Below are 22,352 nucleotides of genomic sequence, written 5' to 3'. Positions count from 1 at the left end.
CCCCGCCGAGACCCGGAGAGACACACCAATGGAACTGACCACCGTCTGGTTCGCCCTGATCGCCGTACTGTGGGTCGGCTACTTCTGCCTCGAGGGCTTCGACTTCGGCGTCGGCATGCTGCTGCCCGTCCTCGCGCGCAACGAGACCGAGCGCCGGGTCATGATCAACACGATCGGGCCCGTCTGGGACGGCAACGAGGTATGGGTGCTGGTGGCCGGAGGCGCGACCTTCGCCGCCTTCCCCGAGTGGTACGCCACGCTGTTCAGCGGGTTCTACCTGCCGCTGCTGCTGATCCTGGTCGCCCTGATCGTGCGCGGCCTGTCCTTCGAGTACCGCCACAAGCGCGACGAGGCCGAGTGGAAGTCGCGCTGGGACCTGGCGATCATCGTCGGTTCGCTCGTGCCGGCGCTGCTGTGGGGCGTCGCGTTCGCCAACATCGTCGCGGGCGTCCCGATCGACGCCGACAAGGAGTTCACCGGCAACCTGTTCACGCTGCTGAACCCCTACGGCCTGCTGGGCGGCCTGGTCACCCTGACGCTCTTCGCCACCCACGGCGCGATGTTCGTCGCCCTGAAGACCGACGGAGACATCCGCCACCGCGCGCGGGACCTCGCCCTGCGGATCGGTGCGGTCGCCGCCGTGCTGGCCGTCCTGTTCCTGGTCTGGACCCAGGTCAGGACCGGGACGGCGCTCACGGCGGTGGTCTTCGCGGTCGCTGCCCTGGCTCTCGTCGGCGGGCTCCTCTCCGCTCGCGCCGGACGCGAGGGCTGGGCCTTCGTCGGCACCTTCGCCACGATCGGCCTCGCGGTCGCCGGCCTCTTCCTGGCGCTCTTCCCCGACGTGATGCCCTCGACGACCGACCCGGCCTACTCCCTCACCACCACCAACGCGGCCGCCACGGCGTACACGCTGAAGGTGATGACGTGGGTCGCGGTGGTCTTCACGCCCATCGTGCTGGGCTACCAGGCGTGGACCTACTGGGTGTTCCGCAAGCGGATCTCGGTGCACCACATCCCCACGGCAGAGCTCGCGGACGCGTCGAGGTGAAGCCGCTCGACCCGGCCGTCCTGGCCCACCTGCGGCCTGCCCGCGCGTCGCTCGCCCTCGTCGTGGCGAGCGGCGTCGCAGGTGGTCTGGCCACGGTGGCGCAGGCGTTCGCGCTCGGCGCGCTGGTGGTCGCCGCGGTCACCGCGCCCGCTGGGGGCTGGGAGCGGGCGGCGTGGGCGTTCGCGGCACTCGTGCTGGTGCGGACCGCGGCGGCGTACGTCGGCCAGCGGGCGGCGGCCCGCGCGGCCGGGCAGGTCTCCGGCGCGCTCCGGCAGCGGCTCCTCGACGCCGCCCGCAGGGTCGACGGCCCCGGCCCCGACCGCCTGACCGTCCTGGCCACCCGCGGCGTGGCCGCTGTCGAGCCGTACGTCATCCGCTACCTCCCGGCCCTCGTCCCGGCCGCCGTCCTCCCCGTCGGCACGCTCGCCGCCATCACCTGGCTCGACCCGCTGTCCGGTCTCGTGGTCGCCCTGACGCTCCCCCTGGTGCCGGTGTTCGCCGTGCTCGTCGGCCTCACCACGCGCGACCGGGCCCGGACGCAGTGGCGCGCGCTGGAGGCGCTGTCGGGCCACTTCCTCGACGTGGTCCGGGGGCTGCCCACGCTGGTCGCCCACCGTCGCGCCGAGGCGCAGGTCGACATCATCCGGGTGGTCACGCACCGCTACCGCCGCGCCACCGTCGACACGCTCAAGGTGGCCTTCGCCTCCTCGTCGGTCCTCGAGCTGGTGGCCACCCTGTCGGTGGCCCTGGTCGCCGTCACGGTCGGCCTGCGGCTGGCCTCCGGGTCGGTCGGCTTCGAGGTCGCGCTGACCGTCCTGCTGCTCGCCCCCGAGGCGTACTGGCCGCTGCGGCGCGTCGGCGCCGAGTTCCACTCTGCCGCCGAGGGCACCGCCGCCCTCGCCGACGCCGACGCCGTGCTCGCCCACGCCTCGACGGACGTCGCACGTGCGCTGCGGCCGTCCTCGCTCGTCCTGACACTGCGCGACCTGGAGATCGGCCACGACCGTCCCCTCACCGCGCCGCTCGACCTCGAGCTCCCGACCAGCGGGCTGGTCGCGGTGGCCGGCACGTCCGGGTGCGGCAAGTCGACCCTGCTGGCAACGCTGCGCTGCGAGCTCGCGCCCCTGGCCGGCGAGGTGCTGGTCGGTGGGACTCCCCTGCCCGAGGTCGACCCGACGTGGTGGCGCGCCCGGGTGGCCTGGGCCCCCCAGCGGCCGTGGCTGCTCGCCGACAGCATCGGCGCCAACGTCCGTCTCGGACGCCCCGGAGCCGGCGACGACGAGGTGTGGGCGGCCCTGGCGGCCGTCGACCTCGCCGACGTCGTACGTGCCCTCCCCGAGGGCCTCGACACCCTGCTCGGCGAGGACGGGGCCGGGCTCTCGGCCGGCCAGCGGGCCCGCGTCGCGCTCGCCCGGGTCGTCCTGTCCGAGCGTCCGGTCGTGCTGCTCGACGAACCGAGCGCACACCTCGACGAGGAGACCGAGCAGGTGCTGCTCGACACCCTCGCCCTGCTCGCCCGCCGGAGCCTCGTCGTCGTGGTGGCGCACCGGCCCGCCGTGCTGGCGGCCGCGGACCGGGTCGTCGAGCTCGCGCCGGTGGCGGCCCCGACGGTGGCGGCAGGCCCCACCGGAAAGGCAGCAGGACCGGCGAGCCGCCGCCACCTTCCCGCGCCCGCGGCGGTCGTCCCGGCGCAGGCCGTGAAGGACGGAGCCGAGGACCGACCTCGCTGGGGCCTGCGGACGGCCACGCTCCTCGGCGCCCTCTCCACGGCGTCCGGGGTCGCCCTCACCGCCACTGCGGGCTGGCTCATCACGCGCGCCAGCGAGCAGCCGCCGGTGCTCTACCTGATGGTCGCCATCGTCGGCGTACGCCTCTTCGGCCTGGCCCGACCGGTGCTGCGCCACGTGGAGCGGGTGCTGAGCCACGACGTGGTGCTGCGCGAGCTCGCCGAGCGCCGGGCGCAGGTCTTCGCCGACCTCGTGCCGATCGTCCCGGGCCGGCTCGGCCCGCGACGCGGCGACCTGCTCACCCGGGTCGTCGACGACGTGGACGCGCTCCTCGACGAGCGCCTGCGCGTGCGCCAGCCGCTCGTGGGCGCCGCCCTGGTGGGAGCCGGAGCCGCCGTGCTCACCGGCCTCGTCTCCCCGGTCGCGGGGCTGGTCGTGCTGGTCGTCGCCGCCACCGGCGGGCTGGCCTTCGCGCTCGCCCGGCGCGGCACCGCGTCGGCCGAGCCGCTCGTGCTCGCCCACCGCGCCGCGCTCGGCGCCCGCGTCGAGGAGGTCGCCCACGGCGTCCGCGAGCTCGAGCAGTGGGGCGCGACCGGCCGGGCCCTCGCGGCGGTGCGCGCGGAGTCCGCCGACCTCGCCCGCGCCGTACGTCGCTCGTCGCGCGCCGTCGCGGCCGCCACGGCACTCACCAGCTCTGTCGCCGGCCTCGGCGTGGTCGCCGTCGCGGCGCTGGTCGACCCCGCGAGCACCACGCCCGCGCGCCTGGCCCTGCTGCTGCTCGTGCCGCTCGCGCTCGCCGACGTCACCGGCCCCCTCGCCGACGCGGGCGCCCTGTCCGTACGCGCGCGAGCAGCCCGCGAGCGGCTCGACCGGCTCGCCGCCACCGAGCCCGCCGTGTCCGACCCCGCGGTGCCCGAGCTCGCGCCCACCGCGTACGGCGTCGCGATGCACCGTGTGGGCCTCGGCTGGGACGGGCACCCGGTGCTCGCACTGGAGCACCTCGGCCTGCGCCCCGGTGAGCACGTGGGCGTCACCGGGCCGTCCGGGTCGGGGAAGTCCACCCTGGCCGCGACCCTGGTGAGGTTCATCGACCCGGTCGGCGGTGAGGTGCTCCTGGGAGGCACCGACCTGAGGCGGCTGGCGCTCGACGACGTACGCCGCCGGGTGGGACTGGTCGACGACGACCCGCACGTGTTCGCCTCGAGCATCGCGGAGAACGTCCGGCTCGCCCGCCCCGGCGCCTCCGACGAGGAGGTGCGGTCAGCCCTCGACGACGCCTGCCTCGGGGCCTGGGTCGACGCCCTGCCCGACGGGATCCACACGCACGTCGGTGAGGGCCGACGCGCGGTGTCCGGGGGCGAACGCGCGCGCCTCGCGCTGGCCCGCTCGCTCCTGGCCGACCCGCCGGTGCTGGTGCTCGACGAGCCGACGGCGCACCTCGACGGTCCGACTGCCCGCGCCGTGGCCGGGCAGATGCTCGGGGCCGCGTCCCGGGCCGGCCGCTCCATCGTGTGGATCACCCACGGCACCGTCGGTCTCGACGCGATGGACCGCGTGGTGCGGTTCGATGCGGCCGGACCGGCAGGCGTCAGCCGGTCTGCTCTCGTGGGGAGCGCAGCGGCAGGGTGAACCGGAAGGTGCTCCCGTGGCCGAGCTCGGAGGTCACCGACAGCGTCCCGCCGTGCGACTCGGCGATGCGCTGGGCGATCGGCAGCCCCAGCCCGGTGCCGGGCACCGACAGCGCGTTGGGGTTGGTCGAGCGGTGGAACGCCGAGAAGACGTGCTGCTGGTCGGTCAGCGAGATGCCGAGCCCGGTGTCGGTGACCTCGACGCTCACCTCGTCGTCCGCGACGGTCATCGCCACGGACACCGTCCCGTCCTCGGGGGTGTACTTGACGGCGTTGTCGACCATGTTGTCGATGACGCGGGCCAGCTCCTCGGGGTCGCCGAAGACGACGACCGGCGACGGACCGGGGTGGTCGAACTCCAGCGCCACCCCGGCCTGCTTGGCCCGGATGCTGAGCAGGTCGACGCTGGCCTCGCACAGCTCTGCGAGGTCCACCGCGCGGCGCACGGTCTCCCGCCGCCCCTGGATGCGGGAGTAGTGGAGCAGGTTGGCGACCAGGTTGTTGAGCCGACCGGCGTTGCGGATGATCGCGTCTATCGAGGTCAGGTCGGGGTGCCGGTCGGCGATCAGCTCGGCGTGGCCGAGGATCGCGGTGAGCGGCGTCTTGAGCTCGTGGGAGATCGTCGCGATCAGCTCGCTGCGATAGCGGGCGAGCTCGCGCAGCTCCTGGACGAGACGCTGCTCGGTCTCCAGCACCCGCGACGCCCGGACCGTCTGGGCGAGCAGACGACCGACCTCGAGCACGGCGTCCGCCTCGGCCGGCGTGACCGGGCGGGCGTTGCGCGCGAAGCCGAGCACGAGGTAGCCGACGAGGTCGTCCTGCGAGACCAGCGGGCACACGAGGGCACGGTCGACCCGCATCCCGCGCATCAGCTGCTGCATGCGCGCCGCGCTCCGCGGCAGGCGGGCGGATCCGGGGTCGTCGACGCCGAGCTCGATCAGCACCGGCAGGTCCGGGAGCTGCGTGAGGTCCTCGCGGATCTCGGGCACGTCCTGCTGGGGCGTGAAGGCGTAGGGGGTGCCGACCCCGAGCTGGCTGCCCTGCGCGTCGGACGGGAAGGTGCGCACCACGGTCTGGACGGTCTGCATCGAGTCCGCGACGGCGGACACGGCCGTGGCGAGGGCCTGCGACAGGTTCTGCGCGGCGGTCGACGCACCGGCCACGGTGGTCAGCATCCGGTCGAGACGGACCCGGTCGGTGAGCCGCTCGCGCTCGCGGGCGTTGGACAGGGCGACGCCGGCCTGGACGGCGAACATCTCCAGCAGCTCGCGGTCGGCCTCGTCGGGCACCTTGCCGTCCGCGGGCAGGTCCACGGCCATGTTGCCCAGCAGCTCTCCGGCCGCGGAGTAGAGGGGGGCGTACAGGGCGTGCTCGGGGTGCCAGGCGTCCGGGTCGTCGCTGGCCTCGAACTCCGGGATCCAGGCCGCCTCGAGCCGCTCGGCGGACATCCGCCCGGCCGGGACGAACCTCAGGATGCCCCACTTGTCGGCCTCGCGGAACTCGTCGAGGATCTGCTCGGCGGGCGTGCGGCGGTGGAGGATCTGGGCCACGACGTCGGGCGGGCCGGCCACGTGCGTCATGACGAGGACGTCGCCCTCGAGCCGCGCGATCGCGGCGACGCCGTAGCCGAGGACGTCCACCACGCCGTGCGCGATCTCCTCCAGGATCACCTCGGTGTCGGTGGAGGAGTTGACGCGGCGCATCAGCTCGGCCAGCCGGCTCAGTGCGCCCTGGTTGCGCGGCATGCCCACCTCCCCACCGAGGTCCTCGGACCCTCCAGCCCCGTGAGGGACTCTAGGGCCCTCAGGCCTCGATCACCACAGGAATGATCATCGGACGACGACGGTGCGCGCGGTTGACCCAGCGACCGACGACCCGGCGTACGACCTGCTGGAGCTGGTAGGCGTCGGTGGCGCCGTCCGCGATCGAGGCGTCGAGCGCGTCGATGATCGGCTGCTTGATCTCGTCGAAGGTGGTCTCGTCCTCGGCGAAGCCCCGGGCGTGGATCTCCGGACCGGACACGACCTTGCCCGTCACCGAGTCCACGACCACGATCACCGACAGGAAGCCCTCCTCGCCGAGGATCCGGCGGTCCTTCATCGAGGCCTCGGAGATGTCGCCGATGGTCGTGCCGTCGACGAAGACGTAGCCGACGTCGACCTTGCCGACGACCTTCGCGACGCCGTCGACGAGGTCGACCACCACGCCGTCCTCGGCGAGCACGACGTTCTCGACACCGGTGGCGCGGGCCAGGTCGGCGTTGGCGCGCATGTGGCGGATCTCGCCGTGCACCGGCATCACGTTGCGCGGCTTGACGATGTTGTAGCAGTAGAGCAGCTCGCCGGCGCTCGCGTGGCCGGAGACGTGGACGAGCGAGTTGCCCTTGTGCACCACGTTGGCGCCGAGGCGCGACAGGCCGTTGATCACCCGGTAGACGGCGTTCTCGTTGCCCGGGATGAGCGAGCTGGCCAGGACGACGGTGTCGCCCTCCTCGAGGTGCACGAAGTGGTGGTTGTTCTGCGACATGCGGCTCAGCGCGGCCAGCGGCTCGCCCTGCGAGCCGGTCGAGACCAGCACCTGCTTGTGGGGCGGCAGGTCGGCGAGCTCCTTGGCCTCCACCATCACGCCCGGCGGGACGGTGAGGTAGCCCAGCTCCTGTGCGATCGCCATGTTGCGCACCATCGAGCGGCCGACGTAGCCGACCTTGCGGCCGTGGGCCACGGCGGCGTCGAGCACCTGCTGGACGCGGTGCACGTGGGAGGCGAAGCACGCCACGATGATCCGCTTCTCGCTCTTGGAGAAGACCCGGTCGAGCACCGGTGCGATGTCCTTCTCCGACGTCGTGAAGCCGGGCACCTCGGCGTTGGTGGAGTCGGTGAGGAACAGGTCGACACCCTCGTCGCCGAGGCGGGCGAACTCGTTGAGGTCGGTGATCCGGCCGTCGAGGGGCAGCTGGTCCATCTTGAAGTCACCGGTGTGCAGCACGACGCCGGCACCGGTGCGGATGACCACCGCGAGCGCGTCGGGGATGGAGTGGTTGACCGCGACGAACTCGAGCACGAACGGCCCGAAGGTGATGGTCTGGCCCTCGGCGACCTCGTACTGGGCGGTCTCCTTGAGGCGGTGCTCGCGCAGCTTCGAGCCGAGCAGCGCGAGGGTCAGCTTGGAGCCGACGAGCGGGATGTCGCCGCGCTCGCGCAGGAGGTACGGCGTCGCGCCGATGTGGTCCTCGTGGCCGTGGGTCAGCACCAGCGCCTCGACGGCGTCGAGGCGGTCCCGGATCGGGTCGAAGTCGGGCAGGATCAGGTCGACGCCGGGGTGGTGGTCCTCGGGGAACAGCACGCCGCAGTCGACGATCAGCAGCCGGCCGTCGTACTCGAAGACCGTCATGTTGCGGCCGACCTCACCCAGCCCGCCGAGCGGGATGACCCGCAGGCCTCCGGCCGGGAGGGGGGCGGGCGCGCTCAGGTCGGGATGGGGGTGGCTCAAGGGATTCCTCGGGTTCGGTGTTCGGAAGGTCAGATGAGGCCGGCCGCGGCCAGGCCGGTGCGGAGCGCCGCGACCTCGTCGTCGTCGAGGGCGACGAGCGGGCCGCGGACGCGGCGGTTGTCGAGCACGCCGAGCAGCTCGAGGGCTGCCTTGGCGGTGGTGGCTCCGTAGTTGGGGACGCCCATCACGGCGTCGAACGCCGGGACCAGCGACGTGTGGATCCGCAGCGCCTCGGCGTGGTCGCCGCGGACCCAGGCGTCCAGCATCGCCGAGAGCTGGTCACCGGCGGCGTGCCCGACGACGGAGACCAGGCCGACGCCGCCGTACGCGAGGTAGCCCAGGGTGGCGACGTCGTCGCCGCTGTAGACGGCGTAGCCCATGTCGACGAGCTCCGCGGCGCGCGGCAGCAGGCCGGTGGCGTCCTTGACCGACGTGACGTGGTCGTACCTGCGCATGGCCTCGTAGGTCTCGAGCTCGATCGTCGTCGCGGTGCGTCCCGGGACGTCGTAGAGCATCACCGGCAGGTCGGTGGCCTCGGCCACGGCGCTGAAGTGGTGGCGCAGGCCCACCTGCCCGGGCTTGTTGTAGTAGGGACTGACGAGCAGCACGCCGTCGACGCCGACCTTCTCGGCCTGGCGGGCCAGCTCGACCGAGTGCGCCGTCGCGTTGGTGCCGACGCCGGCGACGACCATCGCCCGGTCGCCGACCGCGTCCTGGACGGCGCGGAGGATCTCGCCGTCCTCCGCGACGGACGTCGTGGGGCTCTCGCCGGTGGTGCCGCTGACGACGACGCCGTCGTTGCCGTGGTCCACGAGGTGCGTGGCGATCCGCGCCGTGGCCTCGAGGTCGACGCTGCCGTCCTCGTGGAACGCGGTGGCCATCGCGGTGAGGAGGCGACCGAACGGGACGTCGACACTCACGCGCGTACTCGCTTCGCTCCGCTCGCTCATGAGCGAAGGTTATCGCCCCCGCGGCGCATCGGCGTCGGCGGCGAGCCGTACGCGGTGTCGGTGACCCGGCCGACTGCGCGAGTCGGCCGGCGATGCCGTCAAAACCGATGGCACTGCGGGGCCGCCCGATGGCAGGGTGGCTGGCCGTGCCCTACCTCGACCTTCCCACGTGGCTCACCCCTGCCCAGCGAGGGACGGTGGTGGCGCTCGCCGAGCGCAACGACGCGGCCCACGGCGACGAGCTGCTCGGCCTCGTCCTCAGCGGCTCGGCGGCCCGCGACCTCGCGACCGGGCTCTCGGACCTCGACGTGATGGTGGTGCTCACCGACCGGGCCGCCGCCGACCGCTCCACCGAGAAGTCCCAGGAGGTCGACGAGATCGTCGAGGCCTGGTCCGACCTGACGACGGTCGCACCGTTCGGCACCGAGTACTGGTGGTACCGCTGGTCGTACGCGTGGGCCCCGGTCCTGCTCGACCGCACGGGCGGTGCGCTCGCCGACGCCGTACGTCGTCAGGCCACGCTGTCGCCCGACGAGGCCGACGCCGTGCTGGTCGACCACGACCGGCTCGACGGCTGGCTCAACTTCGCCTACCGCGCGCTCAAGAACGACCGCGACGGCCGTGCGGTGGAGGCCCGGCTCGACGCGGCCGAGTCCGTGCCGTGGCTGCTCGACGTGGTCTTCGCGATGGCCGGCCGGGTCCGTCCCTACAACAAGTACCTGCCCTGGGAGCTGCGCGAGCACCCGCTCGAGGGCTGGGCGGCCGACGACCTGCTCGGGCTGGTGCAGCGCACGCTCGACGGCGACGCGTCCGCCGTGCGGGAGACGTTCGCGCGCGTCCGGACCGCCTGCACGGCCCACGACCGGCGACGCGGGCACACGCGCACCACCGACATGGTCGACGGGTGGGGTCGCGAGCTGGCCATCTTCGACGGGACCGGTGGCTAGCGCACCCCCTGTTCAGCGGTCGGTGGAGGACTCGAGGATCGCCGGGAGCACGTGGTGCTCGAGCATCGGCGCGAGGTCGTCGGGGTGGTCGCGCAGCGGTGTCCAGCGGACCTCCGCGATCTCGGCGGACGCGACCGGCTCGTCGTCCGACTCCACCCGGAACACCGTCGAGTGCAGGGTGTGGCCGGGCTCGTTGGCGGCCTCGGAGAGGAACTCGCCGATCAGGGTGGCCGACTCGATCCGGAGGCCGACCTCCTCGTACGTCTCGCGCAGCGCCGCGTCGCGCGCGGACTCCCCCGGCTCGAGCTTGCCGCCGACCAGCATGAAGCGCTCGGTCCCACGCTTGCGGACCGTCAGCACGTGCCCGTCGCGGACGAGGGCGACCGCGGCGACCACGATGTGCCTGTCGTCGTGCGCGCCCGGTGCCTCCACGGGACGACTGTGGCACGAGCGCCGGTGCTCGCCTACGGTGGGCCCACTCGGGACGACAGGGGGCAAGGGTGCGTCGAGCGCAGCTGGGGCAGGCAGCGGGAGTGGTCGTCGGGGTGGCGTCCGGGGCGATCGCGCTGGGGTTCGCCGTCAACGGCGCCGGCGGTGAGCCGGAGGTGCCCGGGGCCGGACCGCTTCCCGTCGTGACGCCCGAGACCCCGTGGGAGAGCCTGCCGCTCGCCGAGGTCGAGGGCCCGCTCACCATGCGGGACGGGTGCCTCCTGCTCGACAGCGAGATCGTGTTCTGGGCGCACGGCACCCGCTGGGACCCCGAGACCGGGGCCGTCGTCCTCGAGGGCGGCGACACCGTGGAGGTCGGTGGGGACTTCACCGGGGGCGGCGGGCACTACGACCTGCGGGGCGACGACAACGGGCCGCTCGACGTCAGGTCGTGGCTCGGCCGCGAGGCGGGACGGGCGATCGAGTCGTGCTCGGGCGCGACCGGGATCACGGCCCTCGTCTTCGCCTACGCGCCGGAGGGCGGCTGAGCGAGGCGCTCAGCCCAGCGCACGACGTACGGCCTCGAGCGCCTCGGCGTCGGACACCCCGAGCGTGCGCACCGTGGCGGCGTACGACGCGGCGGCCTCACGCAGCGACCGCTCGACGCCCCGACCGGCGACGAAGGTGCCGGCCCGGCCCCGGGTCTCGACGACGCCGAGCGCCTCGAGCTCCTTGTAGGCCCGGGCGACGGTGTTGGCCGCGAGGCCGAGGTCGGCGGCGAGCGCCCGGACGGGCGGCAGCCGGAAGCCCGGCTCGAGCATGCCGCTGTCGACCTGCGAGCGGATCCCGTCGCGCACCTGCTCGAAGGGCGGCACACCCGAGGCCGGATCGACCGAGAGCCTCACGCCGCGGGGTCCATCCGCTCGAGCCACACGCGCTCGTAGCCGTCGTAGCTCTCTCGTGCGGTCTCGACCCACTCCCCGGCGGGGAACTGCGGGTAGTGCACGTCGCCCTCCGGCTCGAGGTCGACCTCGGTCAGCACCTGGTGGGTGGCCCAGGGCAGGAGCGCGGCGTAGACCTCACCGCCGCCCGCGACCATCAGGTCACCCGGCTGGGACGCGGCGAGCTCGAGCGCGTCCTCGACGGTGTGCGCGACCAGCACGCCCTCGTGGGCCCAGCCGGCGTGGCGGGTGAGGACGATGGTCGTACGCCCGGGCAGGGGGCGGCCGATCGACTCGAACGTGGTGCGTCCCATGAGCAGCGTGTGTCCCCAGGTCAGCTCCTTGAACTGTGCCTGCTCGCCGGGGAGCCGCCACGGGATGTCCGGGCCGTTGCCGATGACGCGGTTGCGGGCGTGCGCGGCGACGAGGACCACGCGCTGATCGGGTCGGGTCACAGCGCCGACCCTACTGACGGACGGTCCTTCGGCCCTGTTCCAGCCGCTCGGGCCGTGCCACGGTGGGAGACAGAACCCGACCCTGGAGGCTCCGATGAGCACCACCGACAGCAGCACCGACAGCACGACCTGCCCCGACTGCCACGCCGTGGTGGCCGACCTCACCGCCCACGAGCGCTGGCACACCCGCCTGGTGGCCGACGTCGCGAAGGCGGTCAGCCAGGCCCTCGAGCGGCGTTAGACCGCGATGGGCGCCTTGATGCCCGGGTGGGGGTCGTAGCCCTCGACCGCGATGTCCTCGAGGTCGAAGCCGTCGATCTCGGTGACGTCGGGGTTGAGCACCAGTCGCGGGAGCGGCCGCGGGTCGCGGGACAGCTGGAGCCGGGCCTGGTCGACGTGGTTGAGGTAGAGGTGCGCGTCGCCCATCGTGTGCACGAAGTCCCCCACCTCGAGGCCCGTCACCTGGGCGACCATGTGCGTCAGCAGCGCGTAGGACGCGATGTTGAACGGCACGCCGAGGAAGGTGTCGGCCGAGCGCTGGTAGAGCTGGCAGCTCAGCCTCCCCTCGGCGACGTAGAACTGGAACAGCGTGTGGCACGGCGGCAGCGCCATGTCGTCGACGTCGGCGACGTTCCACGCCGAGACGATGTGGCGGCGCGAGTCGGGGTTGGTGCGGATGCCCTCGACCAGGCGGGCGACCTGGTCGACGTGGCGCCCGTCCGGGGTGGGCCAGGAGCGCCACTGGTAGCCGTAGACGGGGCCGAGGTCGCCGTTGTCGTCGGCCCACTCGTCCCAGATCGTGATCCCGCGGTCCTGGAGCCACTTCACGTTGGTGTCGCCGCGCAGGAACCACAGCAGCTCGCCGAAGACCGAGCGCGTGTGGACCTTCTTCGTCGTCACGAGGGGGAAGCCCTCCGAGAGGTCGAACCGCATCTGGTGGCCGAAGACGCTCAGCGTCCCGGTGCCGGTGCGGTCGGTCTTCTCCACGCCCTCGTCGAGGATCCGCTGGAGCAGGTCGAGGTAGGCGCGCACGGGACGACTCTACGACCTCCTAGCTCCGGGGGACGCGCGCCTCGGCGACGACACACTCGACGTCGAAGGTGAAGTCGTCCCCGGCCCGGAGGGCGTCGTAGGCCGCCCGCAGACGGGCCTGCACGTCCGCGGACTGCGCGCGCCACAGGACGCCGAAGTTCCCGACCGAGGTGAGCCCGGCCCACAGGTCCGCGGGAGCGACCCGCCACGTCCACGACGCGGTGCCCGCGTGCGTCACGGCCAGGCCGGCCTCGCCGAGGATGCCCGCGAGGCCGTGGGGCGAGCGGTCGAAGTCGCGATCGGCCGGCAGTCGCGGCGCCGGAGGACGTACGGCGCCCGCCGCGTCGAGGAGGTCGTTCCACATCGTCGCCTGCGGTGGCGGGGTGCTGCCCCAGATCGAGGCGCGCACGAACCCCCCGGGCGCGGCCACCCGCCCGAGCTCGCGCGCACCGGCCCGCGGGTCGTCGACGTGGTTGAGCACGAAGCTGGCGACCACTGCGTCGAAGCCGTCGTCGGCGAAGGGAAGGTCGGGGAGCCCCGCGACGACGACCTCCTGGCCGAGGCGCGAACCCGCGAGGTCCGCCATCTCCGGGTCGGGGTCCACGGCGACGACCTCGTGGGCCTCCGCGCGGACGACCTCGGTCAGCTCCCCCGTGCCGCACCCCACGTCGAGCACCCGACCGCCGCGCGGCAGGCCGGCGACCACGGTCGGGATCGCGCCCGCGCACAACCCGGCGAAGCTCCGCGCGTACGCCCCAGCGACACCCGTCCACAACGACTCAGCCACGGTCCGGAACCTACTCGAGGACGTCAGGCGAGGTTCGCCCACTTCTCCACTTCCCGCCACCCCCACGGCCGTTCCGGGCATAGTAGAGCGCGTGAGAAGTCACCAGCGGTGGGAGACGCGCCGTCGTGTCCACGCTCCTGACAGCGCCCGTGAAGGGCGAAGCACACGGCCCCTCGGGATCCCGGAGTGAGCCGGGCCGACACGGTCTCGGTGGTGATCCCGACCTACAACCGCGCACACTGCATTCGTGACGCGATCGAGAGCGCGCTGCACCAGAGCGCTCCCCCGCACGAGATCTTGGTGATTGACGACGGGTCGACGGACGACACTGAGTCAATCGTGGAAGCCATCGGCAGTCCGCTGGTCCGATATGTCAGGAAGCCAAACGCCGGCGTCAGCTCGGCTCGCAACCTGGGCATCGAGATGGCCACGGGCCACTGGATCGCCTTCTTGGACTCGGACGACACGTGGCGCCCGACGAAGCTCGAGCTCCAGCTGCGCTGTCTGGCCGCCACCGGAAGTGCCGTCTGCTTCACCGGCGCCGTGTCCGAGGACGGCGAGCGGCAGGACGGCATCGCTGAGCTCGACCCCCACCTGCCGGCCGACGAGTGGCGCAGCTATCCGCGCCCAGTCGAGTTCATCGCGCGCTCCCTCCTCCACCCGCTCGTGGTCTCACTCATGATCAGCAGGAAGGCATTGAAGGACGCCGGGGGCTTCGACGAGGACATGGTTGCTGCCGAGGACACCGCGTTGTTCTACGACCTCACGTGCCAACAGGACATAGTGCTGCTCAACATCCCGCTGGTCGACATCACCCGCGAGCGGGTCGTCGCTGGTCTGAGCGACCACCAGAACGCCGCTGCGGCCGCCGCACGACTGGACTGTGCCATCCGGGTTCAGACCAAAGCGCTCGGGCACGTCAGCGGACAGGCCCTCCCTCCGGACGAGACCGCCGCGTCGATCCGCATCGTGCGAAAGAGGATCGCCTACTTCCTCAGCCGCCGTTCGGAAGTCGCTCATGCCGCGGGCGACCATGCACTCGGCCGGCGACTGGCGAGGGAGGCGATCAGCCTGACCGGGGACTGGCGCACCATGGTGCGGAGCGCGATGCTGGCGTACGGCTACCGGTGGATGGCTCCGCGACTACAGAGGAAGTGGCCGAGCGACTGAGGTCCAGTGGCCGATCAGCGCAGACGGATGGTGCCCGCGCCGCCGACGACCGTCACCGGCGCGTCGCACGACGACACTGTGCGACAGACCAGCACGGCACGGCGACCCGACTCGGACTGCCGGACCGCGTCCTGGGCGCCGTCGCGGCGCGAGGAGTCGATGAGGTGGGCCCAGCCGCCGTCGGCGAGCGGCACGCTCTGCACCAGCACGTCGTACCTCCCCAGCCCGGACACCGGCGGCGGGCTGGGCGTGGTGTCGAGGCCGGCTGGCGCCTCGTCGGTCGGCTCGACGTCGCCGTCGGCGTCCACCCTGAGGACCTCGCCGGAGCGCAGCCGCACCACGGCGCCGGATCCGTCGACGACGAAGGCGTCCACGCGGAGCAGCTCGACGACCACGTCCTCGAGGTGCAGCTCGCCCTCGGCGTACCAGGCCACCGGGAGCGGGTTGGCCTCCTCGCGCACCTCGGGCGGCGTCGGCTGCGCGGCCCACCACGCCCAGCCGGCCGTCAGCACCGCGACGACCGCGGCAGCCACGACCCCGCGCCTCACGCCCCGGCGGCGTCGGCCCGCGCGCAGACTCTCGGCGCGGACGAGCCAGGCCTCCGGCCCGTCGCGCGGGTCGCGGGGGCGTACGGCGTGCGGCACCGGCTCCCCCGGTCGCGCGGGGAGTCCTGCCCGCTCCCGCACGTCCGCCCAGAGCACGACGTCGACCTGCTCGTCGCGGACGCGGCGGTCCCAGCCGCGCCGGGCGGCCAGCAGCGCCTCGGCCACCGCGAGGCGCGCGTCGTCGGTCGCGACGCCCTCGTCCTCGAGACCGCCCACGAGGTCGGGCCACCGCGCGTCGACGTAGCGCGCGAAGTCGGACCGGTCCGCCACCTGAACCCCTCCTTCGACCGCCCTCGACACCCGTCCGTCGACCCGTCCTTCGGAGCCGTCGCGGGTGCCGGATGGCCTCAGGCGCTGAGCGACATCGGCCCGTAGACCCGGCGGTCGTGCTCGAAGAGCGTCACCGCGGCGACGCCTTGCTCGGCCAGCTCGGCCCAGATCTCCCCCACCCACGACTCGGCGTCGCCCTGCGAGGAGAAGCGCTGGTCGGAGTGACCGGCGACCTCGACCGGCTCGCCGGCGGCGTCCTCGAGGCGCCACCACCAGGGCCGCTCGGCGGCCGAGGGCTGGCGGAAGGTCGGGGGCTGTCCGGGGAGCACGTCAGGCCTCCCTGACCGAGGGGTCGACGAAGGGTGGCTTGACCAGCTGGAAGATCTCGCGCCGTCCACGCACGTCGACGCCGACCTGCGCGTCCTCGGCGACCATGGTGGGGATGAGCGCGAGCCCGATGCCCTTCTTGAGGGTCGGCGAGAAGGTGCCGGAGGTGATGTCGGCGAGGGGTACGTCGTGGGTGAGCGTGACGCCCATGCCGGGGCGCGGGATGCCGCGCCCGACGGCGACGAGCCCGCGCAGCCGGCGGCGGGGGCCCTCCTCCTTGGCCCGCAGCACGGCGTCGCGCCCCCAGAAGGCGTCCTTCTTCCAGCCCACCGCCCACGAGAGCCCGGCCTCGACCGGGTTGGTGTCGAGGCTGATGTCCTGCCCGTGGAGCGGATAGCCCATCTCGGTACGGAGGGTGTCGCGCGCGCCCAGGCCGCAGGCGGTGATGCCCCACTCCTCCCCCGCTGCCATCAGCCGGTCCCAGAGCTCACCGGCCGCCTCGTTGGCCACGACCAGCTCGTAGCCGCGCTCGCCGGTGTAGCCGGTGCGGCACACCACGACGCCCACGGTGTCTGCGCCCACCGCGAAATCGGCCTCGACGAACGACATGTACTCGTGGCCGCTCGGCAGCCCCACCTTGTCGAGGACGTCGTCGGAGCGGGTGCCCTGCAGCGCCAGCACGGCGTAGTCGTCGTGGTGGTCGACCACCTTCACGCCCTCGGGTGCCTCGGCCTGCAGGCGGCGTACGACCTCGGCTGTGTTGGCGGCGTTGGGGATGAGCAGCACGTGCTCGTCGTCGTGCCAGTAGGCGATGAGGTCGTCGACGATGCCGCCCGACTCGTCGAGGCAGAGGGTGTACTGGGCCTTGCCGGGACGGATCTTGGCGAGGTCGTTGGACAGCGTCGCGTTGACGAAGTCGACGGCACCGGGGCCCGACACCATCGCCTTGCCCAGGTGGCTGACGTCGAAGACGCCGACCGACTCGCGCACGGCCGTGTGCTCCTTGACGACACCGGTCGCGTACTCCAGCGGCATCGACCAACCGCCGAACTCGGCGAACTTCGCACCGAGGGCCTCGTGACGGTCGTGGAGGGGCGACTGCTTCAGCGATCCGGCCATGACGCGCAACCTACCGCAGCGTCCCTCGCACGAGGCCGTGCCAGGACTCCCCTAGCATGCCCGGGTGACCTCCTACTCGTTGCGCAGCGCCAGCCCCGCCAAGACCCGAGCCGACGCCGTCGTCGTGGGAGTCGTCGCCGGCCCGAAGGGGCCGCAGCTCTGCGAGGCGGCCGAGGACGTCAGCGCCGCCTACGGCCGCCGCCTGCGCCCGTTCCTGTCCACCCTGGGCGTCACCGGCAAGGCCGGTGAGGCGGTCAAGGCGACGACGCGCGACGAGGTCAACGCGCCCCTACTGGTCTTCGTCGGCCTCGGCGAGGACCCGACCGACCCGATCGCCGTACGCCGCGCCGCCGGCGTCGCGGCCCGCAGCGTCCCCAACGCCGCCTCGGTCGCCCTCGCGCTGCCGGCCGGGACCCCCGAGCTGGTCGCCGCCGTCGTCGAGGGCCACCGCCTCGGCGGCTACACCTTCACCGCCTACAAGTCGACGAAGGCCGAGACCACCGAGCCGACCGACGTGGTCGTGCTCAGCCCCGTCGCGCGCAAGGCGGAGGCGGTCGCCGCCCTCGAGCGCGCGGAGGTCCTCGCCGACGCCGTCGAGCTGACCCGTGACTGGGTCAACACCCCGCCCCGGGACTGCACGCCCCCGCTGCTGGCCGACCTGGTGACGGCCGCGCACAAGGAGGTCACCAAGGGCAGGGGCGCCCCGAAGGTGACGCTGGAGGTCTTCGACCACGAGCAGCTCGCCGAGATGGGCTGCGGCGGCATCCTCAGCGTCGGCGACTCCTCGGCGGCCCCCTCGCGCCTGGTCAAGCTCACCTGGGCGCCCGAGGACGCCGTCACCCACCTCGCGCTGGTCGGCAAGGGAGTCACCTTCGACTCCGGCGGCCTGACCATCAAGCCGTCCTCCAGCATGACCAACATGAAGGGCGACATGGCGGGCGCCGCCAGCGTCGTCGCCGCGACCCTCGCGATCGCCCGGCTCGGCCTGCCGGTCCGGGTCACCGCCTTCGCGCCGATGGCCGAGAACATGGTCTCCGCCACCTCGACCCGACCCGGCGACGTGATCACCATGCACAACGGCACCACCGTCGAGATCGCCAACACCGACGCCGAGGGCCGGATGCTGCTCGGCGACGCGCTCTCGCTGGCCGTGCTCGAGGAGCCCGACGTCGTCGTCGACATCGCCACCCTCACCGGCCACATGCAGCTCGCCCTCGGCGACAAGGTCGGCGCGGTGATGGGCACGGACGACCAGGTGCCCGCCGTCCTCGCGGCGGGTGCGGCCGCCGGCGAGCAGCACTGGCGGATGCCGATCCCCGAGGAGATGAAGGAGCGCATCACCAGCTCCAAGGTCGCCGACCTGCTCCAGCACGACTGGGTCCGCTGGGGCGGCGGCCTCTACGCCGCCGCCTTCCTGCGCGAGTTCACCGGCGGGCTGCCGTGGGCCCACCTCGACATCGCCGGCAAGGAGATGAACCTCGGCAGCCCGTACGGCCACGTCCCCTCCGGCGCCACCGGGTTCGGCGTCACCACGCTCGTGGAGTATGCCCGCTCGCTGGCCGAGCGCGGGGTTGGCTAGATCCCCTCGGCCTTCTTGCGCCGGTTGTAGTCGCGCATCCGCTGCGGCACGCCGACGACCGCCGCGTCGTACGACGGCACGCGGTGGCGGTTGGCGAACTCGTGCGCCCACTTCACGCTCGGCACCCGGCGGCGCGTCCACTCGCCGTCGTGCGCGACGAGGAGGATCGTCACGTCGCTGACCGCGGTGCGGGGCTCGACGAACCCCTCCACCCCCTGTCGCGTCCTCACGAAGTTCTCCAGGTGGCGCACGTCCTCACCGTCGGAGGCGCGTACGCGCGTCGAGCCGGTGCGGGTGGCGTCCCGCGCCGGAGCGCTGGTGCGCCCCTTGCGGCGGAATCGGTCGAACATGCCCATGACGGACATTCTGCCCAGACGATCCTCATCACGCCCATCACGCTCGCCGTACCCGACCGGACCGGCCAGGGTTCGGCCCACCCGACCCGGTGTGGACAGGCGCGCGTTTGGTGCAAAGATGGACGCGCCCGTGATCGACGGGCGAGTCGAGCATCTGGAGGGAATCAGTGGCGGACGGTGAGTTCGACGTCCTCGTACTCGGGGCTGGTTCAGGCGGCTACGCCTGCGCCCTGCGCGCGGCCCAGCTGGGCCTGAGCGTCGGCCTGGTCGAGAAGGGCAACCTCGGCGGCACCTGCCTCCACGTGGGCTGCATCCCGACCAAGGCCCTGCTCCACGCCGCGGAGGTCGCCGACTCGGCGCGAGACGCCGCGCAGTTCGGCGTGACAGCCTCGCTCGACGGCATCGACATGGCGGGCGTCAACGCCTACAAGGACAAGGTCGTCGACCGGCTCTTCAAGGGCCTCACCGGTCTCATCAAGTCGCGCGGCATCACCGTCATCGAGGGCGCCGGCGTCCTCACCGGCCCGCGCGAGGTCACGGTCGACGGCACGGCGTACACCGGCAAGGCCGTCGTGCTCGCCTCCGGCTCCTACAGCAAGTCGCTGCCCGGCCTCGAGGTCGACGGCGAGAAGGTCATCACCTCCGAGCACGCCCTGCGCCTCGACCGCGTGCCTGCGTCGGCCATCGTGCTGGGCGGCGGCGTCATCGGCTGCGAGTTCGCCAGCGTGTGGAAGTCCTTCGGCTCCGACGTGACGATCATCGAGGCCCTGCCGCGACTCGTCGCCGCCGAGGACGAGGCGTCGTCCAAGGCGCTCGAGCGGGCCTTCCGCAAGCGCAAGATCTCGTTCCTCACCGGCACGCCCTTCCAGAGCGTGAAGACCACCGACACCGGCGTCGCCGTCACCGTCGAGGGCGGCGACGTGGTCGAGGCCGAGGTGCTCCTCGTCGCCGTCGGCCGCGGCCCGTCCACCGACGGCCTCGGCTATGCGGAGCAGGGTGTCGAGATGGACCGCGGCTTCGTCCTCACCGACGACCGGTGCCGCACCAACGTCGAGGGCGTGTACGCCGTGGGCGACATCGTGCCCGGCCTCCAGCTCGCCCACCGCGGCTTCCAGCAGGGCATCTTCGTGGCCGAGGAGATCGCGGGCCTCGACCCGCGCCCGATCGACGAGTCGGGCATCCCGCGGGTGACCTACTCCCACCCCGAGATCGCCTCCGTCGGCCTCGACGAGGCGAAGGCGCGTGAGCTGCACGGCGACGCGGTCACCACGATCACCTACGACCTCGGCGGCAACGGCAAGAGCCAGATCCTCCAGACCCAGGGCTTCGTCAAGCTCGTCGGCCTGGTCGACGGGCCGGTCCTCGGCGTCCACATGGTGGGCGATCGGGTCGGTGAGCTCATCGGTGAGGCGCAGCTGATCTACAACTGGGAGGCACACGCCGACGACGTCGCGCCGCTCGTGCACGCCCACCCCACCCAGAACGAAGCGCTCGGGGAGGCCCACCTGGCCCTCGCCGGGAAGCCTCTCCACGCACACTCCTGACACCCAACCAACGCGAGCGAAGGAACCACATTGGCCTCCGAAGTCACCCTCCCCGCACTCGGCGAGTCCGTCACCGAGGGCACCGTCACCCGCTGGCTGAAGCAGGTCGGTGACACGGTTGCCGTCGACGAGCCGCTGCTGGAGGTCTCCACCGACAAGGTCGACACCGAGATCCCCTCCCCGGTCGCCGGGACGCTGCTCGAGATCAAGGCCAACGAGGACGACACCGTCGAGGTGGGCGCGGTCCTGGCCGTGGTCGGCGAGGAGGGCGAGTCCACGGGCGACGCCTCCGAGGCCGCCGAGCCCGAGGCCCAGCCCAAGGACGAGCAGGAGTCGGAGAAGAAGGCCGAGCAGGAGGAGCAGGTCGCCGAGGAGACCGGCGAGCTCCCGCCCGGGGACGAGACCCCCGAGTCCGAGAAGGACGACGCCCCCGCGCAGTCCGAGCCGGCCGCCGAGCAGGCCGCGTCCGGCGGCTCCTCGGACAGCTCGTCCGGCTCCGGCGGCTCCGGTGGCGGGTCCGGCACGCCGGTCACGCTGCCCGCACTGGGCGAGTCGGTCACCGAGGGCACCGTCACCCGCTGGCTCAAGCAGGTCGGCGACGAGGTCGCCGTCGACGAGCCGCTGCTGGAGGTCTCGACCGACAAGGTCGACACCGAGATCCCCTCTCCCGTCGCCGGGACCCTGCTGGAGATCAAGGCCGAGGAGGACGAGACCGTCGAGGTCGGGGCCGAGCTGGCGATCATCGGCTCCGGCGACGCCGCCCCGGCGCAGGCGGAGGAGAAGTCCGAGCCGGAGCCCGAGCCGGAGCCCGAGCCGGAGCCCGAGCCGGAGCCGGAGCCCGAGGCCAAGGAGGAGCCGAAGCAGGAGGCCCCGAAGCAGGAGGCCCCGAAGCAGGAGGAGCCGAAGCAGGAGGAGCCGGCTCCCTCGCCCCAGGCTCCCGCGGCCGCCAGCACCTCCGAGGGCGGCCGGGACCAGACGGCGTACGTCACGCCGCTGGTGCGCAAGATGGCCGACCAGCACGGTGTGGACCTCGGCTCGGTGCAGGGCACCGGAGTCGGTGGCCGCATCCGCAAGCAGGACGTCCTCGATGCGGCTGCCGCCGCCCAGGAGGCCGCCTCCGCTCCCGCTGCTCCGGCCGCCGCTCCTGCCGCTGCGGGCGCGCCCCCGGCCGCTGCCGCGCCGACGTCGGCGTCGCCGTCGCCGTTGCGGGGCACCACCGAGCCGCTCTCGCGCCTGCGCAAGGTCATCGCCTCGCGCATGGTCGAGTCGCTGCAGGAGTCCGCGCAGCTGACGCAGGTCATGGAGGTCGACGTCACCGCGATCGCCCGCCTGCGCGAGGCGTCGAAGGCCGACTTCCAGGCGCGGGAGGGCGTGAAGCTCACCTACCTGCCCTTCTTCGCCAAGGCCGCCATCGACTCGCTCAAGCTGCACCCCAAGCTCAACGCGGCGATCGACACCGACAAGGGCGAGGTGACCTACTTCGACCGCGAGAACATCGCGTTCGCCGTGGACACCGAGAAGGGCCTGCTGACCCCGGTCGTCAAGGAGGCGGGCGACCTCTCGATCGCCGGCCTGGCCAAGAAGATCGCGGACGTGGCCGAGCGCACCCGCACCAACAAGATCACCCCGGACGAGCTGTCCGGCGGCACCTTCACGATCACCAACCTCGGCAGCTTCGGGGCGCTGTTCGACACCCCGATCATCAACAAGCCGCAGGTGGCGATCCTCGGTCCCGGTGCCGTCGTCAAGCGGCCCGTCGTGATCGACGACCCCAACCTGGGCGAGACGATCGCGGTGCGCCACATGGTCCACCTGGCGCTGACCTACGACCACCGCCTGGTCGACGGCGCCGACGCCGGCCGGTTCCTCCAGGAGGTCAAGAAGCGCCTCGAGGCGGGCCAGTTCGAGGTCTGACGACGACCGTCCTGTCGACGCCCCGTCCGCACCCG

The 22,352-nt window shown here is 72.9% G+C and carries 21 protein-coding genes; 9 read left to right on the top strand and 12 right to left on the bottom strand.

Annotation, left to right across the window (positions count from 1 at the left end):
- Positions 1-28: 28 nt before the first annotated feature.
- Together cydB and cydD are read left to right on the top strand one after the other, a co-directional pair.
- On the top strand, positions 29-1,048 hold the full coding sequence (cydB, locus tag IEZ24_RS06160) for a cytochrome d ubiquinol oxidase subunit II (protein ID WP_129453727.1): 1,020 nt from the start codon (positions 29-31) through the stop codon (positions 1,046-1,048).
- Positions 1,045-4,404, top strand: coding sequence for a thiol reductant ABC exporter subunit CydD (cydD, locus tag IEZ24_RS06155; RefSeq protein ID WP_129453726.1), 3,360 nt, complete (start codon positions 1,045-1,047; stop codon positions 4,402-4,404). The genes cydB and cydD overlap by 4 nt, the downstream gene beginning before the upstream one ends.
- Here cydD and IEZ24_RS06150 read toward each other — a convergent pair.
- The 3 genes from IEZ24_RS06150 to dapA are packed head-to-tail and all read right to left on the bottom strand — an operon-like array spanning position 4,364 to position 8,812.
- On the bottom strand, positions 4,364-6,148 hold the full coding sequence (locus IEZ24_RS06150) for a sensor histidine kinase (protein ID WP_129453725.1): 1,785 nt from the start codon (positions 6,146-6,148) through the stop codon (positions 4,364-4,366). The two genes, cydD and IEZ24_RS06150, sit on opposite strands and share 41 nt — an antisense overlap.
- A 58-nt stretch (positions 6,149-6,206) precedes the next feature.
- Positions 6,207-7,892, bottom strand: coding sequence for a ribonuclease J (locus IEZ24_RS06145; protein WP_129453724.1), 1,686 nt, complete (start codon positions 7,890-7,892; stop codon positions 6,207-6,209).
- A gap of 29 nt (positions 7,893-7,921) precedes the next feature.
- Positions 7,922-8,812, bottom strand: coding sequence for a 4-hydroxy-tetrahydrodipicolinate synthase (gene dapA / locus IEZ24_RS06140; RefSeq protein ID WP_242498390.1), 891 nt, complete (start codon positions 8,810-8,812; stop codon positions 7,922-7,924).
- A 137-nt stretch (positions 8,813-8,949) separates the two neighbouring features.
- Here dapA and IEZ24_RS06135 point away from each other — a divergent pair, with 137 nt between their 5' ends.
- A complete protein-coding gene (locus tag IEZ24_RS06135; protein WP_165355978.1) occupies positions 8,950-9,789 on the top strand; it encodes a nucleotidyltransferase domain-containing protein in 840 nt (279 codons plus the stop codon).
- 12 nt (positions 9,790-9,801) lie between these two features.
- On the opposite strand, the gene IEZ24_RS06130 is transcribed toward IEZ24_RS06135, so the two are convergent.
- A complete protein-coding gene (locus tag IEZ24_RS06130; RefSeq protein ID WP_191192824.1) occupies positions 9,802-10,221 on the bottom strand; it encodes an NUDIX hydrolase in 420 nt (139 codons plus the stop codon).
- A gap of 68 nt (positions 10,222-10,289) precedes the next feature.
- On the opposite strand from IEZ24_RS06130, the gene IEZ24_RS06125 reads away from it, so the two are divergent.
- Positions 10,290-10,766 (top strand): hypothetical protein, encoded by a 477-nt coding sequence (locus IEZ24_RS06125; protein WP_129453721.1) that lies wholly within the window; start codon positions 10,290-10,292, stop codon positions 10,764-10,766.
- Positions 10,767-10,775: 9 nt separating this feature from the next.
- Here IEZ24_RS06125 and IEZ24_RS06120 read toward each other — a convergent pair whose 3' ends face one another.
- Both IEZ24_RS06120 and IEZ24_RS06115 read right to left on the bottom strand, forming a co-directional pair.
- Entirely contained in the window at positions 10,776-11,123 is a 348-nt protein-coding gene (locus IEZ24_RS06120; protein ID WP_129453720.1) for a GntR family transcriptional regulator, read from the bottom strand.
- Positions 11,120-11,614 carry a dihydrofolate reductase gene (locus IEZ24_RS06115; RefSeq protein WP_129453719.1) on the bottom strand — a complete coding sequence of 165 codons (495 nt, stop codon included), beginning with the start codon at positions 11,612-11,614 and terminating at the stop codon, positions 11,120-11,122. The genes IEZ24_RS06120 and IEZ24_RS06115 overlap by 4 nt, the downstream gene beginning before the upstream one ends.
- Before the next feature lie 94 nt (positions 11,615-11,708).
- Between IEZ24_RS06115 and IEZ24_RS06110 the strand changes: the two genes are divergently transcribed.
- A complete protein-coding gene (locus IEZ24_RS06110; protein ID WP_165355977.1) occupies positions 11,709-11,855 on the top strand; it encodes a hypothetical protein in 147 nt (48 codons plus the stop codon).
- Here IEZ24_RS06110 and IEZ24_RS06105 read toward each other — a convergent pair.
- Together IEZ24_RS06105 and IEZ24_RS06100 are read right to left on the bottom strand one after the other, a co-directional pair.
- A complete protein-coding gene (locus IEZ24_RS06105; RefSeq protein WP_129453718.1) occupies positions 11,852-12,646 on the bottom strand; it encodes a thymidylate synthase in 795 nt (264 codons plus the stop codon). The two genes, IEZ24_RS06110 and IEZ24_RS06105, sit on opposite strands and share 4 nt — an antisense overlap.
- A gap of 19 nt (positions 12,647-12,665) precedes the next feature.
- Positions 12,666-13,433 (bottom strand): class I SAM-dependent methyltransferase, encoded by a 768-nt coding sequence (locus IEZ24_RS06100; RefSeq protein WP_165355976.1) that lies wholly within the window; start codon positions 13,431-13,433, stop codon positions 12,666-12,668.
- 186 nt (positions 13,434-13,619) lie between these two features.
- Here IEZ24_RS06100 and IEZ24_RS06095 point away from each other — a divergent pair, with 186 nt between their 5' ends.
- On the top strand, positions 13,620-14,603 hold the full coding sequence (locus IEZ24_RS06095; protein WP_129453716.1) for a glycosyltransferase family 2 protein: 984 nt from the start codon (positions 13,620-13,622) through the stop codon (positions 14,601-14,603).
- Positions 14,604-14,617: 14 nt separating this feature from the next.
- Here the strand turns inward: IEZ24_RS06095 and IEZ24_RS06090 are convergent, their stop codons facing one another.
- The 3 genes from IEZ24_RS06090 to gcvT form a co-directional block, all read right to left on the bottom strand.
- Entirely contained in the window at positions 14,618-15,478 is an 861-nt protein-coding gene (locus IEZ24_RS06090) for a hypothetical protein (RefSeq protein WP_129453715.1), read from the bottom strand.
- A 77-nt stretch (positions 15,479-15,555) separates the two neighbouring features.
- Positions 15,556-15,807, bottom strand: a complete 252-nt coding sequence (locus tag IEZ24_RS06085) for a hypothetical protein (protein WP_129453714.1) — start codon at positions 15,805-15,807, stop codon at positions 15,556-15,558.
- 1 nt (position 15,808) lies between these two features.
- Complete coding sequence (gcvT, locus tag IEZ24_RS06080; protein WP_129453713.1) at positions 15,809-16,924, bottom strand: glycine cleavage system aminomethyltransferase GcvT; 1,116 nt, start codon at positions 16,922-16,924, stop codon at positions 15,809-15,811.
- Between the two features lie 64 nt (positions 16,925-16,988).
- On the opposite strand from gcvT, the gene IEZ24_RS06075 reads away from it, so the two are divergent.
- On the top strand, positions 16,989-18,503 hold the full coding sequence (locus tag IEZ24_RS06075; RefSeq protein WP_129453712.1) for a leucyl aminopeptidase: 1,515 nt from the start codon (positions 16,989-16,991) through the stop codon (positions 18,501-18,503).
- Here IEZ24_RS06075 and IEZ24_RS06070 read toward each other — a convergent pair.
- Positions 18,500-18,859 (bottom strand): hypothetical protein, encoded by a 360-nt coding sequence (locus IEZ24_RS06070; protein WP_129453711.1) that lies wholly within the window; start codon positions 18,857-18,859, stop codon positions 18,500-18,502. The two genes, IEZ24_RS06075 and IEZ24_RS06070, sit on opposite strands and share 4 nt — an antisense overlap.
- A 167-nt stretch (positions 18,860-19,026) precedes the next feature.
- Between IEZ24_RS06070 and lpdA the strand changes: the two genes are divergently transcribed.
- A complete protein-coding gene (gene lpdA / locus IEZ24_RS06065) occupies positions 19,027-20,403 on the top strand; it encodes a dihydrolipoyl dehydrogenase (RefSeq protein ID WP_129453710.1) in 1,377 nt (458 codons plus the stop codon).
- Between the two features lie 30 nt (positions 20,404-20,433).
- Complete coding sequence (gene sucB, locus IEZ24_RS06060; protein ID WP_129453709.1) at positions 20,434-22,317, top strand: 2-oxoglutarate dehydrogenase, E2 component, dihydrolipoamide succinyltransferase; 1,884 nt, start codon at positions 20,434-20,436, stop codon at positions 22,315-22,317.
- The last annotated feature ends 35 nt before the right edge of the window (positions 22,318-22,352 follow it).

The organism is Nocardioides ganghwensis (genome assembly GCF_014779655.1).
Lineage (GTDB): Bacteria > Actinomycetota > Actinomycetes > Propionibacteriales > Nocardioidaceae > Nocardioides > Nocardioides ganghwensis.
This window is presented reverse-complemented; position numbering and strand designations above follow the sequence as displayed.

Bases quoted from the DNA above. Each gene is read 5' to 3' on its own strand.
- cydB (WP_129453727.1), top strand. From the start codon at position 29: ATGGAACTGACCACCGTCTGGTTCGCCCTGATCGCCGTACTGTGGGTC.
- IEZ24_RS06150 (WP_129453725.1), bottom strand. From the start codon at position 6,148: ATGCCGCGCAACCAGGGCGCACTGAGCCGGCTGGCCGAGCTGATGCGC.
- IEZ24_RS06135 (WP_165355978.1), top strand. From the start codon at position 8,950: ATGGCACTGCGGGGCCGCCCGATGGCAGGGTGGCTGGCCGTGCCCTAC.
- IEZ24_RS06110 (WP_165355977.1), top strand. From the start codon at position 11,709: ATGAGCACCACCGACAGCAGCACCGACAGCACGACCTGCCCCGACTGC.
- gcvT (WP_129453713.1), bottom strand. From the start codon at position 16,924: ATGGCCGGATCGCTGAAGCAGTCGCCCCTCCACGACCGTCACGAGGCC.
- IEZ24_RS06070 (WP_129453711.1), bottom strand. From the start codon at position 18,859: ATGGGCATGTTCGACCGATTCCGCCGCAAGGGGCGCACCAGCGCTCCG.